The following is a 13,033-nucleotide window of genomic DNA, read 5'->3' as shown; positions in this document are numbered from 1 at the left end:
GATAGCGATACGAGGTTGATGTAAGTCGGGCGGCCGTGGGGTATAACTGTTGATGAAAACAACCGCTTCAGGTGTTGGAGAGGACTGACTCGATGTCAGGATGATCGAGATACTGCCTGTACGTTTCGGGAAGTGAATCTGGGTCGTCCGAATCCCGTATGCTTTCCCGGATCTTGTGCCACTGTGCGTGCCTGACGACAACTCTCACGGGTAGTTCATCAAGACCGAGGACGTGTGCGATAGCGAAACGGTGATTCCCATCGACAAACAGGATTTCCCCGTCCCGACCGATAGCTACAGTCACGTCCGTTTTTGATCGGTCGAACGAGCCGCTGAGAAGGATTTCTTTGACACTTTTCCCGTGAATTTCCGACTGCGATTTGAAACCTGAATCACGGATATCTCGGTAGAGTTCGTCCACAGTGCTTGTGCGCTTCTTGAGTTCATCCCGAGAACGGCAGCCATTCCAGTATGACTCTCCCGATTCGATTTTCTTGAGAGCAGTTTGATATACTTCGGTTTCCTGCCATGGAGTGTCATTTCGAAACCGTTCTACCACGCTTCGATACTTGATCGAACTATCTACGGGTGGGAGATCACGATCCCAGTCGCCATCCCACACCTGACCTATATCTTCCCATTTATCAACATGTCTGGTGGCGCGATGTCGAACCTGATCCGGTCGGACTTTAATAACCGAAAGCGGATCAGAGGTGGGGGCAGAACGTACGAAACTCCGGATCTTGTACTTGAGGTAATAGTAATATCCCTGGTAGTTGGCCCCTACAACTCGAAGGAAAGATGCAAGAAAGGCTAACAAACCCTCTGTTCGTAACACAGCTATTCCTTCTCTGATTTTGTCATGCATTATTTATGAATGCTCTCTATGGAGAGATATCTACTAAGTCAGGGTGATTCAAGCGAGATTCGAGGTTATTGGAAGCAGTATCCGCCGTTCGTTCCCTGACTTGCTGCCATGCCTCGTGGCGGGCAGACACCCTCACCGGAATTTCGTCGAGGTCCAAGATTTTCGCGATTGCCAGTCGGTGGCGTCCATCGACGAAGAGAAATTCTCCCTCTCGACCAATATCTACAGCCACTTCATCATAACAATTGAAGCGATCACCATCACAGTATTTGTCCGGTGATTTTTTGCCTTCCTCGACGAGTTTCTGTTGAGAACGATATCCTGATTCGCGAATATTTTTATAAAGGTCGTCGATCCGCGAACATTCAGCCCACACGTCTTGTTCGCTTGCACACTCTCGCCAAATAACGTTTCCACGGGTGATCTCTTGGAGGACATGGTCAATGAAGTCAATCTCTTTCCAGTCTTCTCCATGTTCGAAGCGTTGACGGAGGGCCCGAACGACTGGGAGATTCTCAACACGTTCATCATTTTGATCCCAATCACTATCCTGTATTTTTCCAATATCTTGCCACTGGAACCGTCCCGGATTGGGCCCTCGCCCAGTAACTCGTGTGATCTTATTCGGATTGATCGTGATTATCTTGAACGGGTCTGCAATGGTTGCGTAACCTCTTGAGTTCCACCGGATCAGGAATCGGCGATAGTAGGGAGTACAATATAGTCCGTTGGCACCGGCCACATGCCGTACGTATCGAGGGATAAACTGGGCCGATTTCCGTATCGTTGGGCCAAGTCCCTCCTCTCGATAAACTTTCGTTGCCCTTCGTACGAGTTTCTGCATCTATAAACAGTTGACTACTTATGCGTCATTAGTCCCTCGAAGAAAGTACGCTCGAGTGAGATAACGATGTCTTTCAGGTTGAAAGGAAAAGTATGATAAATTAGCTAGTATGAGATAACCGGCTATATGTACTAAAGATCTCATCTTCCTAATGGTATATCTCATGATCACATTAAAGGCCCTACAAAACACATTGATTACGGATAATGTCAGTTGAGCGGCCACATATATTGCTTATCGTGTTGGATAGCGTGAAAGCAAAAAACACGAGTATTCACGGTTACAATCGAAAAACAACTCCATTTTTTGAACAGTTTGCGAGAGAGGCCACTGTATATACGCAAGCTCGAGCACCCGGTATGACGAGTCTTCCAAGTCATACAAGTATGTTCACGGGTCTTGAAGTGGAAGAACACAGAATCCACGATCTTGTGTCACATAGCCTAGATCCAGAAAGTACAATTTGGCATACACTCGCCGAGGACTACGACTACGAAACCGGTGTCTTCTCAGATAATGTTAATCTGACAGGAGACGGATCGTTGAAAACTGCATTCAATCAGGTCGTCGGGCGACGCGGAAGGTTGTTTCCAGATGCAACTGATCCAGATATTTTCTTTAACAGTCCAGAATATCTCCAAAGCGATAGCGATCGATCAAAGCATATTGAATACCTCCTACATTGTATAGACGATAGCACGCCGATCAAGAGCCTTGCAAACGGCGCCGCAAAGCAATTAAGTCGAACTTTTGCCTCTGCTACGCTAGAACAAAAGCTAGACCACTCTGCAGACCGATTTCTCAAGCCATTTTACTCGTGGATTGATGCAGCTGAAGGTTCATGGGCAGCGTGTATTAATTTGATGGACACTCATCTTCCCTTTTATCCATCAAATGAATACGATATTTGGGGTGGAAAAAAGAAACAACGCACGCAAGCAGCGATAGATCCAACATCCTGGAAAGTATATGGTGGAGAAATCTCTTGGAACGAGTGGATCGGCTTAGAAGATTTGTATGATGGAACGATTCGTCAGGCAGACGCGTATCTCCAGTCTCTTATTCAAGAGCTAAAAGAGCGAAACATATTTGAAGATACGCTGGTCGTAATCACCTCTGATCACGGCGAAGGATTCGGAGAATATAGTCGGGTGAAACCAGACTTCCGGATTGCTGGCCATATTGTTGGACTCCACGAATCACTTCTCCACGTACCATTACTAGTATCATATCCAGGACAATCGAACAGCCAGCGGGTTACTGAGTTAGCAACACTTCGACGTTTCCCAGACACAGTCAAGGCTGTCCTGAAAGACAACTGGAGTGGCGACGAATTCGTACCGGAGAGCTCGGTTGTGGCATCTGCTTCGACAGTTGACAATAAATTAAAAAGTCAACAGCGTGCTGGCCGATACTGTGATGATATTAGCAAGTACGGCGGGACTATACGTGCAGTTTATCGACGAAAGGACGGAATAATACGAAAATATCTTGTATGGGATGATGACGGAGTGACAATCGAAATAGAAGATGCTCAAACTGCTGCAACCGTTAAGCAAGAAGACCCTCATGAAAATGTCAGGAAAGCATTTAGTGGTTATACTGACGCTGGAGTTGCAAAGCGACAAGGGGATATTGACGAAGGGACACTCACTCACCTCGAAAGTCTCGGCTACGTCTAGTGGGAAAACATCACTCGAAAATTCGATAATCAAATAATTCGCGTCGCCTCATACAATCGGGCGGCAGCCGTGTTTTCGTCCTCCGAACACTTTGTCATCAAATAGCTCTCCGGATCATAGCAGGTCTGAAGTTGTCTATCGACCCATTCCGACGCAATTCGATCTCGGTCGCCGAACACCTGTAATGCCAGGGCGTTCTCGAATCCAGGGGGGTTGTACGGATATCCGTAGGGGTTGTCGCTAATTTGCGACTGATACGACTTGGTCTGCAAGACAGCAAGTGCTCTCTCGATTTTGACGTGATTCCACACCTCGTGGTCCGGATAGCTCAGTTTCAGCAGTGCCAGGCCGTAAAGGTTGAAGGAATGGTAGCCGATGGCCTTTTTCCGTAGGCGACGCCGACTGCTCGGTGGCCGAACCAACGCGAAGCAGTCGTTCTTCAAAAGTCGCCATTTTCCGGGCCGGAGTAGCGATAAACGTTCTCCCCCGGTCCACTCCGGACGAAGTGGATGGTAAACAACCCCGTCATCATACAACCGCATGAGCTCTGGAAGTCGCTCGAGGAACCGTTGGACCTGACTCTCGACTGAGGGGACAGCATCACGGCCGGCGCCATCGATCAATAACCCTCCTGCAGCTGCGAACCACACCTGATGGTTGAACGTCCGATCGTACGGTAACACGCTCCCGTCTGGCTCGACCCGTTTCCAGAGTGCCAGGGCCTCATCGAAGGGGTGTGCCAGGAAGACCTCGGTGGCTACGTTGCATGCCTCTTGGGGCCTGAGACCGGCGTCGACTGCTTCGGCTAACGCCTCGATGGTCCACGCCTGCCCAATCAACCCGTTACACTGATCTTTGTCGTCGCCTGTCCGGTGGGAGAAACTCCAGTCGTCCGGTCTAGCTTCCTCACCGAGCAGGTACGACAGCGCGCGGTCGGCTGCGTCCCAGAATCGATCATCGCCCGTGTGCTCGTGGGCCGAAAGGAAGGTCACGAGCCAATGGGCTGTGTTCCGGACCGGCGTCTCCGGATCGTGGTAAGGCCCGTTGTGTCCTGCGGGCATCGCTCCAGTTTCAGCTTGGAGATCAAGACCCGCTGTCGCGCTGTCGACGATAATCTCTTCGAGCGACGGCATCGTGCGGTTCTACTTGAGGGGGCGTCATGTATCGTCCGGTTTGGCTTGGATTGTGTCTCCTTGGTCCTCGAATCAGGGCATCATAGAAGAGTTCTCACACCGTGATCACGGACATCCTGGATTGTCTCTACGTTCGTAGGTGGTTGTGACTACGACCAACCGAAGACACAGTGCGAGGGGCACCTGTGCTTGCGCATGGTCACGGTCTCGGGTGCAGACATTCGCCGAGGCCGCAGCCCTTGGCTGCGTCGTTGGTTCGTTCGACTTCTGTCCAGTGTTTGTACGTCTCCGGTAGGCCAGTTATTGGCCCACACACTTACCTGATCAGCAATTGACAATCTTCATCGGTGAGATTTTTATGTCCGACGGTAGTCGTATCGGGCAAGATCTAACACTATGACCACACTTACGCGGACACTCGACACGTTTCTCGAGTTAGATGTCGACGAAAAACTCACTACAATTGTAGCATGGATCGTGGGAACGTGGATTTTCGTAATGGTTGGAATAGATGGCTACCTCTGGCCGACTCCTGTTGGCATCCTACTCGGCATTCTCATCGGTCTGCTCGTTGCCTGGGCAACCCTCGACGTTCTCGCCGACTAGTGTGTTGTTGCGCTCGGTCTACGGCTCGCCGTTCCAACCACTAACTCCGAACGAGAAAACGATCAGTAACCTGAGAACTCGCGCTCTGAGATGGCTCCTCTGACACACCCCCTCGAATACCTAAAGCGCGCATTGGCACCGACGAACTTTTGATCCTAATCACCATCTCTTCGATAGGATGGATGACCCTGTCGTGTCGGTTATCGTCCCCGTCTACAACGATCCTGCTGGCATCTCCACGACCCTCGACTCTCTCCTCACACAGTCTACAGAACACGACTTCCACGTCCTCGTCGTCGACAACGCCTCCACCGACCGCACTCCCGACGTCGTCCGATCCTACGACGACGACCGGATCACCCTCCTCCACGAAACCGACATCCAGTCCTCTTACGCCGCCCGAAACACGGGCATTCGAAACGCCGAGACCAACATTCTCGCCTTCCTCGACGCCGACATGACCGTCTCCGATTCCTGGCTCGAAAACGCCCTCGACACGTTCCACGCCACCGACGCCGACTACCTCGCTTGCGACGTCGAACTCACCCTCCCCGAAACCCCCTCCCTTGCTGCCCGATACGACCGCCACACCGGCTTCCCCGTCGAACAATATCTCGAACGCCAGCACTTCGCCCCGACGTGCTGTCTGTTCGTCCGCCGGGAGGTCTTCCGGGACGTCGGCCTCTTCGATCCCCGCCTCGCCTCCGGCGGCGACAAGGAGTTCGGCAACCGGGTCCACGACGCGGGCTACCGGATGGAATTCGCCGACGACGCAACCGTCTTTCATCCAACCCGCAACACCCTCCGATCCCTCGTCAAGAAGGATGTCCGGGTTGGCCGCGGACTCGCCCAGCTCCAGCGCCTCTACCCCGACCGCTACGGTCGGCCCGGGATCCCCCCGCGACCCAGCGGGATCAAGCGCCCCGATCGCGACCTCCCAACCCGAGACCGCCTCGCCTTCGGCGCCCTCTCGCGGTTCCTCACGGCCGCCCGCGCGTCCGGCTACGCCCGCGAACTCGCAAGGCCCACCGACACCGGTGCGGATCCCGCCCTGAACGGGCCGCCTCGGCTGTGACTTCGTCCCGGGAGTGGAGAGATTCCTTCCCCATTGGAGGGGCTTTCGAGGTGTTCGTTGCTCTTGTCGCCCATCGCCGATTCGATTCCGCCACTCGATCCGATCGACAGGTGGCGAACTCCGAAAGAGAGAGGTGATTTCGCGAGTTCTGCGCGCAGACGGTCCCAGCTTCTCGACTGACCTCTCCGGCACTTCGTCGACGTTCCCGGTACTTCGTCGATGGGCACTCGTAGGAACTCACGAAACCTCCTCTCTCTGCAACTTAAGTAATCGATTACTCACGAAACTAACGTAACAGAAGAAACTAAAGTAGTTACCTTTATCATCCCTGGTGCTCATCTCCCGACAGGATGAGCGGGCCATTCAGCGACGTGTCGCGAACGATCTTCGCCGACAAGGAGGTGCTCTCGGAGGGCTATCAACCGGAGACGATTCTCGAACGTGAAGCGGAGATCGAACTGTATCGCAACGCCTTCAAAGACGTTCTCTTCGGCCATCCACCGCCGAACGTCTTCATTTACGGCAAGACCGGCGTCGGAAAGACAGCCGTGACGAGGTACATCCTCGACGCGCTTCAGGAGGAAGTCGACGGCAGGCCCGAGGCTGACGACCTCACCGTCCTGTGGCACAACTGCAACGGGGAGACGCCCTACTCGACCGCCCGGGCATTCATCAACGACCTCAAGCCGGCTGCCGAAGATCCGTTTCCTCGCCGCGGATACTCCTTGCCGGAGGCGCTGGAGCGGTTTTACGACCTCCTCGACCGCCGCGGCGGCACGTTCCTCCTCGTCCTCGACGAGATCGACCATCTCAAGGAATCGGACACGCTCCTGTATGAGCTCCCGCGAGCGCGGGCAAACGATCACGTCGACGACGCCCAACTCGGGGTCGTCGGGATCAGCAACAACTACGCCTTCCGCGAGAGTCTCTCACCCAAGGTCAAGGACACGCTGATGGAACGGGAGATTTCGTTTGCTCCCTATTCGGCCGACGAGCTCCGGACGATCCTCGAACATCGGGCGTCGATGGCGTTTCGAGACGACGGCTACGACCCCTCGGCCATCGGGCTGTGTGCCGCCCTTGCGGCCCGGGACACCGGCAACGCCAGACAGGCGCTCGATCTCCTGCTCAACGCCGGGGACATCGCGGAAGAACGTGGCGACGACGCAGTCACGGACGAGCACGTGAGCGACGCCGAGGAACGCGTGCGCCGCGGACGGGTGCTGAAACACGTGCGCGACCAGACGATCCACGCCCAGCTCGTCCTCGAGACGGTCGCCCGACTCCAGGAGGACGGCCACGCTCCCGTCCGATCGAAAACCATCTACGACGCCTACACCACGATCGCCGAAGAGTGGGGACATGACCCCCTGTCGTCGCTCAAGAGCGTCCAGAACCACCTTTCGGATCTCCACATGCTCGGATTCCTCACCCGACACGAACACAACGACGGTCGCGCCGGTGGTTCGTACTACACCTACGAAGTCGAACACGATGCCGCCGCGATCGTCGACGTCCGAGAACGCATCGAGGACGATCGGCCGTGAGTTCCCGACGTGATCCGTGTACTCGGAAGAACTCACGAAATCTCCTCTCTCACTGCTACGTAAACAACCGGAGCTAGGGAAACAAACGAAACGGACGAAACGACTCCGTGCTCCGGCCGCCGGACATCGTCGACGACGCCCGTGAGGAACGGCTGTGAATGCTGTTTTTCGATACGTCTGAGCTCGTCAAGCGGTATGCTGAAGAGGACGGCACCGATGTCGTCGACGAGCTGATCGAAGAGGCCGACGAGGGGCGCCACGCGATCAGTGCGGTCACCGTCGACGACTACGTCCGAACCGGGTGTTTCGAGACCATTGAACGGTCGCCGCCACAGAACGTTTTTACCGAATATACACGTACCGGTCAGTATGGACTCACCCCGCCGCGACGACCGCTCGATCCGGGAGACCGTTGCGGCGACGCTGGCAGACCACCCAGTCAGTGTCGGCTTCCTGTTCGGATCGCGGGCTCGCGGCGAGGTGCACGACCGGAGTGATGTCGACGTGGCCGTCGCCTTCGAGGACACCGATCCTGGAGAGCCGGGCCATGTGGACGCGCACCTGAGACTTGGTGCCGATCTCGCGCTCGCACTTGGAACTGACGTCGTTGACGTGGTCGATCTCCAGGCAGCGTCACCGTCACTCGTTCGCGCGGTCTTTCGAGACGGCGACCGCCTCGTCGGGAGCACAGACGACGCAGGTCGCCTCCGGGAGGCGCTCCTCGATGATTCCGATGCGGAAGCCGATCACCGATCGCCCGCTGAACGCTTCGACGACGCGCTTGCCGCCATCGACGACCACCTCGCTTGACGGATCGGGACGGACGAGCTCGAACGGATTCTCGACGCCGTCGAAACCCGACCAAACCGGGGGCGGACACGACGACGGGAGCGACCGCGTCCACCAGCTTGCTCCAGTCGCCCGAGGTCGTCGTCGAAGTCCTCGACCCCTCGTGGCCGCCCCGGATTCCCGGTGAATATCTATCGACTGGGCCGGTTGGTAGTACGCCGATACATCTAATACATTAGATGACATAGAAATACATATGCCCATCGACATCGAGACGTTCGAATCCTCCTCCGGGGATCGACTGCAACACAGCGGAGAGACGAACGCCGACCGAGTCATGCGGTTCCTCGCTGCGAACCCCGACAAGGCGTTCACCCAGAGTGAGATTCGCGACGCGACCGACGTGAAAGCCGGAAGCATCAGCGTCGTCCTCTCGCGCCTCGAAGATCGGGGTCTCGTCCGCCACAAAGGCAACTACTGGGCACTCGGTGAAGCCGACGATGTCGCCGCGTATATCGGCTTGCTCGAAAGTACCCGGGCCGCGAACGACCGCTTCGGCGAGGAGGACGTAGACGAGTGGTTGGAGCACGCCGTCGACGACGAGGACACTGAATGAGCTATCGGCGAGGCGACGTCGTCTGGGGTCCAAGGGGGAATGCATCGGCGGAGCTACGCGTCACCGTGGGCGCTCGCGTCACCGAAACACGCCGCGCTCGTTCGGCGGCAAGGCCGACTCGAGGAATCGTTCGTCCAGACCGTCGTCGACGCACTCGAAACCTATCTTGAACCACCCAACGGGGATTGATACGGTCGGATGGAGGCTATTCCCCGCTAAAACCCGTAGCGTTTGTGCGCCTCGTTGATCGGGACGATTTCGAGAACCCGCACCTCGTTTTCGTCCTCGTGGACGGTGTACCGTCCGTAGCGGGGTAGTTTGTATAAATTCACTTCGCAGAAATACAATTCTGCGAAATCATACTATACTAACCACAGCACTTACGTGGGCGGCGGACGGAGGGCACGCATGACCACCTTCGTCGATCGGGCGGACGAACTCGAGCGGCTCCACACGCTGTACGACAGCGACGAATTCGAGTTCGCGGTCGTCTACGGGCGTCGCCGGATCGGGAAGACCGAACTCGTCCTCGAATCCCTCCGGGAGCGCGAGGGGGCCGTGTACCACCAGGCGACCCAGACGACGCCGGCGACACAGCTCGATCGGTTCGTCGACGACGCTACGACGGTCGTTCCGGGTATCGAGGACGTCAAGCGGGAGTGGGATGCGCTCTTGCGGCATCTCCTCGGCACCGACGCGATCGTGGTGATCGACGAGTTTCCGTACCTCGTCGATACCACGCCGAGCCTCCCGTCGGAGATTCAGCGGATCGTCGATCACGACGTCGCCGACAGCAGCGCGACGCTGGTGTTGACCGGCTCGTCGATCGGTATGGTCCACGAACACGTCCTGGACGGTGGGGCCCCCCTGTACGGGCGGCTCTCACAGACGCCCAGTGGACGGATCGAACTCACCCAGCTCCCGTTCGATGCAGCGATGGAGTTCGTGCCCGACTACGACGACGAACAGCAGGTGTTTACGTTCGGGATCTTTGGGGGGACACCCCGGTACTTGCGCCCGATTGACGACGACCTGACCGTCGGTGAAAACGTCGCTCGCACGCTGCTGGCACCGGAGGGGCCGCTCCACGACGAACCTGAGACGGTGTTGCAGATGGAACTCGACGAGGTCAACCGATACTTTTCGTTGCTCGAATCCATGGCGCGGGGCAATCGCGAGCGAAACGAAATCGCCCAGGGGGCCGGGCTGCAGAGCCGCGATACGAGCTACTACTTCGATCGACTGGAAACGCTCGACCTGATCGAACGGCATCATCCCGTTACCGTCGATCCGACCAGGACGCGCCGAACCCGCTTTCGGATCCGGGATCCGCTGTTTCGCTTCTGGTTCCGCTTTATCTACGGACAGGCGGGGCGATACGAACTCTACGGCGAGGACGCGTACGCCGACCTCGTCGCCCCCGAACTCCCGGATTTCGTCAGCGACACGTTCGAACAACTCTGCCGAGCTGCCCTCCCTGGCCTGTATCCGAACGACGATCCGACGAGAGTACCCGGTGCATGGTGGTATGACGGCCGCGAGATCGACGTCGTCGCCCCGACGAGCGACGGAACGCTCCTGGTTGGCGAGTGTAAATTCACGAGCCAACCCGTCGGCTACGACATCCTTGCACGTCTCGAAGACGACACAGCCCACGTCGACTGGACGCCACCAACCGGTGGTGATCCGGAGTACAGCTATGCGCTGTTCGCCAGGAACGGCTTTACACGATCCGTTCGTGAAGCGGCGGCCGAGCGCTCCGACCTCGCGCTCTTCGATCTCACGGACGTGGTCGACGCGCTTCACCGGTCGAGTCCCGCTTGAGACTGATTATTCTCGGCCGTAACCGGACGATCGGCCACCCGATGGGCCGATCGACCGGTAAATCGCTACAATAATCATAATGAGGCCATCCAGGCGGTCGCGCCCCGTCCGTCGTCACGACGTCGGCTCGGTGCTGAGCTTCGACGCCGATTTCGGCGTCTCCGTCGTCGACTGGACGACCTTCTAGACGTCCGAATCCCGGGAGACGTCGTTCGAATACGGCTCGGCAGCTTCCGAATACGACGAATACGTCCGAACCGGGTGACTCGAGGAATCGTTCGTCCAGACCGACGTCGACGACTTTCGACGCGAACTCGCGAACTCGTCGCCGTATATACACTCGGATGGGGCAGAGTATTTATCCGTGATTCGGACGGACGAACTCGTCTGTCGGGTCTCCCAGAGGATCTCGATGCGATCCCGGCCGCGGGCGGCTACGACGACACCGACGCCGTGATCGAAGAGGCCGTTCGTGAGCTGTTGCGTCGGGGTCCGGAGCTTCGACTGTCTCTCGCGGTCGAGAAATACCGGACCGGCAACGTGAGCCTCGATCGGGCGGCCGAACTGACCGGCGTCTCGGCGGCGGCCTTCAGGGACGAACTCGCAGACCGGGGGATCGACCGGGATACCGGCTTTCTTTCTGACGCTCAGCGGAGGGACCGGCTGGAGAGGTTCACCGGGTGAGCCGAACTCGAGCTGGCGGACGATATCAGTGATCACGCACTGTCCGTGACTGATGCACGGTGTCTCGCGATCGCGTCTCACCATGACGCTCGGCTTGTGAGTATATGGAAGACGATGACGGCGGTGTATCCCCGGCCTACCGCGCTACTTAGCCTTCGGCCTGCGTTGCCTTGAGAACGAGAGGCTTCCCGCCCGCAATCAGCTAAAACCCGTAGCGTTTGTGCGCCTCGTCGATCGGAACGATTTCCAGAACGCGCACCTCGTTTTCGTCTTCGAGGACAGTGTAAAGCGCCGTGTAGGTTCGAGAGATATGCATCCGGTAGCGGTCCCGGCGGCCGTCGACGGGAAGATTCTCTTTGTCGCCTCGACCACGTCCCGGATACGGGTTCTCGGCAAGGTAGCCCAACTTCTCTTTGCAGATCCGTTCGGTCTTCTCGTCGGCGACCTCGAGAAACTCGCGAGCCTCGTCACCGAGTAAAACGGCGTACTCGGACTCAGGCATCTTCGAGTGGCGTCAATTCGTCACGATCTGCGTCCGCCAACTCCTGGAAGCGCTGCTCCAACTCCTGGCGACGTCGCAACTGAGCGAGGTCCGTCAGGAGTTCGTCGTACGTCTGACCGGGGTCCTTCAGGTCGTGGAGCTCTTTGTGCGTTTCTTCGGTCACCGGAATTCGTTTATCTGCCGACATCGTCACTGTACGGACTTACAGTCCTATCAGTATTAACAGTTACTCTATACTCGCGAAGATGCCTCCTGTGCAATGCTGGAGTCCCTCGAGAAGCTGCTCGTCGAACAGTCCGAACCGCCCTCCGGCGACGACAGCGATCGGAAGACGCTAGCGTGACGGGGCAAGGGAAGACGCTTCCGCTCGGCAACGCACCAACCGGGCTGCTGCCACCGAGTCAGCTGATCGTCAGTTTCGCGTTCGTCACTCGGTACGAGGTGTGATGGTTCATCCTCCGCACTTGATCCGCCGACGCGAGCCATTCGATATCCGCGATGCGAAGCTATCCACTCGTATGGCCGGCACCGCCGACGATACGGATGCGACCGACATCGATGCGATCCGGGGTGTACTCGAGGAGCACCCGATCCGGCTCGGCGTTCTCTTCGGCTCGCAGGCGTCTGGATCGACCCACGCCCACAGGGACGTCGACGTCGCCGACGAATTCGACGCGGAGCTCTCACCCGACGAGAGACGGCGGGCACGACTCGACGTAATCGTCGATCCGACCCGAGAACTGGGAACTGACGAAGTCGACCACGTCTGTTTCGGAAACCGTCGACAGTGACACGTTCGGGACGAGCTCCGCCCGACGTCGCAATCCTCTCAGAATGACAACTGTACAACAATTATATCAGCT

16 protein-coding genes and 1 pseudogene are annotated in these 13,033 nt (G+C 57.1%); 10 read left to right on the top strand and 7 right to left on the bottom strand.

Annotated features, from left to right (window positions below; genetic code table 11):
• Positions 1–67: 67 nt before the first annotated feature.
• Both AArcSl_RS14730 and AArcSl_RS17505 read right to left on the bottom strand, forming a co-directional pair.
• Entirely contained in the window at positions 68–868 is an 801-nt protein-coding gene (locus tag AArcSl_RS14730; RefSeq protein ID WP_119820931.1) for a ParB N-terminal domain-containing protein, read from the bottom strand.
• Between the two features lie 16 nt (positions 869–884).
• Positions 885–1,610 (bottom strand): ParB N-terminal domain-containing protein, encoded by a 726-nt coding sequence (locus tag AArcSl_RS17505; protein ID WP_133412174.1) that lies wholly within the window; start codon positions 1,608–1,610, stop codon positions 885–887.
• Between the two features lie 308 nt (positions 1,611–1,918).
• Between AArcSl_RS17505 and AArcSl_RS14715 the strand changes: the two genes are divergently transcribed.
• Positions 1,919–3,394, top strand: a complete 1,476-nt coding sequence (locus AArcSl_RS14715; protein WP_119820925.1) for a sulfatase-like hydrolase/transferase — start codon at positions 1,919–1,921, stop codon at positions 3,392–3,394.
• A gap of 29 nt (positions 3,395–3,423) precedes the next feature.
• Here AArcSl_RS14715 and AArcSl_RS14710 read toward each other — a convergent pair whose 3' ends face one another.
• Positions 3,424–4,527, bottom strand: a complete 1,104-nt coding sequence (locus tag AArcSl_RS14710) for an AGE family epimerase/isomerase (protein WP_119820923.1) — start codon at positions 4,525–4,527, stop codon at positions 3,424–3,426.
• Positions 4,528–4,632: 105 nt separating this feature from the next.
• A pseudogene (locus tag AArcSl_RS17500) lies at positions 4,633–4,822 on the bottom strand (IS5/IS1182 family transposase); the annotation flags it as partial.
• A gap of 101 nt (positions 4,823–4,923) precedes the next feature.
• Between AArcSl_RS17500 and AArcSl_RS14705 the strand changes: the two are divergent.
• The 3 genes from AArcSl_RS14705 to AArcSl_RS14695 all read left to right on the top strand — a co-directional run bounded on the left by AArcSl_RS14705 (position 4,924) and on the right by AArcSl_RS14695 (position 7,755).
• The gene (locus AArcSl_RS14705) at positions 4,924–5,133 is read left to right on the top strand and encodes a hypothetical protein (protein ID WP_119820921.1); all 210 of its coding nucleotides are present in this window, start codon (positions 4,924–4,926) and stop codon (positions 5,131–5,133) included.
• Between the two features lie 178 nt (positions 5,134–5,311).
• Complete coding sequence (locus tag AArcSl_RS14700; RefSeq protein ID WP_119820919.1) at positions 5,312–6,208, top strand: glycosyltransferase; 897 nt, start codon at positions 5,312–5,314, stop codon at positions 6,206–6,208.
• 350 nt (positions 6,209–6,558) lie between these two features.
• The gene (locus AArcSl_RS14695; RefSeq protein ID WP_119820917.1) at positions 6,559–7,755 is read left to right on the top strand and encodes a Cdc6/Cdc18 family protein; all 1,197 of its coding nucleotides are present in this window, start codon (positions 6,559–6,561) and stop codon (positions 7,753–7,755) included.
• 32 nt (positions 7,756–7,787) lie between these two features.
• Here the strand turns inward: AArcSl_RS14695 and AArcSl_RS14690 are convergent, their stop codons facing one another.
• A complete protein-coding gene (locus AArcSl_RS14690) occupies positions 7,788–8,015 on the bottom strand; it encodes a hypothetical protein (RefSeq protein WP_119820915.1) in 228 nt (75 codons plus the stop codon).
• A gap of 109 nt (positions 8,016–8,124) precedes the next feature.
• Here AArcSl_RS14690 and mntA point away from each other — a divergent pair, with 109 nt between their 5' ends.
• From mntA to AArcSl_RS14665, 5 genes are all read left to right on the top strand, one after another.
• On the top strand, positions 8,125–8,565 hold the full coding sequence (gene mntA, locus AArcSl_RS14685) for a type VII toxin-antitoxin system MntA family adenylyltransferase antitoxin (RefSeq protein WP_119820913.1): 441 nt from the start codon (positions 8,125–8,127) through the stop codon (positions 8,563–8,565).
• Positions 8,566–8,800: 235 nt separating this feature from the next.
• A complete protein-coding gene (locus AArcSl_RS14680; protein WP_119820911.1) occupies positions 8,801–9,160 on the top strand; it encodes a MarR family transcriptional regulator in 360 nt (119 codons plus the stop codon).
• A 39-nt stretch (positions 9,161–9,199) separates the two neighbouring features.
• Positions 9,200–9,349 (top strand): hypothetical protein, encoded by a 150-nt coding sequence (locus tag AArcSl_RS17150; RefSeq protein WP_154670824.1) that lies wholly within the window; start codon positions 9,200–9,202, stop codon positions 9,347–9,349.
• A gap of 219 nt (positions 9,350–9,568) precedes the next feature.
• Positions 9,569–10,984, top strand: a complete 1,416-nt coding sequence (locus tag AArcSl_RS14670) for an ATP-binding protein (protein WP_119820907.1) — start codon at positions 9,569–9,571, stop codon at positions 10,982–10,984.
• A gap of 453 nt (positions 10,985–11,437) precedes the next feature.
• Positions 11,438–11,668, top strand: coding sequence for a UPF0175 family protein (locus tag AArcSl_RS14665; RefSeq protein WP_245883275.1), 231 nt, complete (start codon positions 11,438–11,440; stop codon positions 11,666–11,668).
• A 202-nt stretch (positions 11,669–11,870) separates the two neighbouring features.
• Here AArcSl_RS14665 and AArcSl_RS14660 read toward each other — a convergent pair whose 3' ends face one another.
• Together AArcSl_RS14660 and AArcSl_RS14655 are read right to left on the bottom strand one after the other, a co-directional pair.
• The gene (locus AArcSl_RS14660; RefSeq protein ID WP_119820905.1) at positions 11,871–12,170 is read right to left on the bottom strand and encodes a type II toxin-antitoxin system RelE family toxin; all 300 of its coding nucleotides are present in this window, start codon (positions 12,168–12,170) and stop codon (positions 11,871–11,873) included.
• Positions 12,163–12,357, bottom strand: coding sequence for a hypothetical protein (locus AArcSl_RS14655; RefSeq protein ID WP_119822026.1), 195 nt, complete (start codon positions 12,355–12,357; stop codon positions 12,163–12,165). Before AArcSl_RS14655 ends, AArcSl_RS14660 begins: the two co-directional genes overlap by 8 nt.
• 331 nt (positions 12,358–12,688) lie before the next feature.
• Between AArcSl_RS14655 and AArcSl_RS14650 the strand changes: the two genes are divergently transcribed.
• A complete protein-coding gene (locus AArcSl_RS14650; RefSeq protein WP_119820903.1) occupies positions 12,689–12,961 on the top strand; it encodes a nucleotidyltransferase domain-containing protein in 273 nt (90 codons plus the stop codon).
• The last annotated feature ends 72 nt before the right edge of the window (positions 12,962–13,033 follow it).

Origin of the sequence: Halalkaliarchaeum desulfuricum, from assembly GCF_002952775.1 — an archaeon.
In the GTDB taxonomy this organism is placed as follows: Archaea; Halobacteriota; Halobacteria; order Halobacteriales; family Haloferacaceae; genus Halalkaliarchaeum; species Halalkaliarchaeum desulfuricum.
This window is presented reverse-complemented; position numbering and strand designations above follow the sequence as displayed.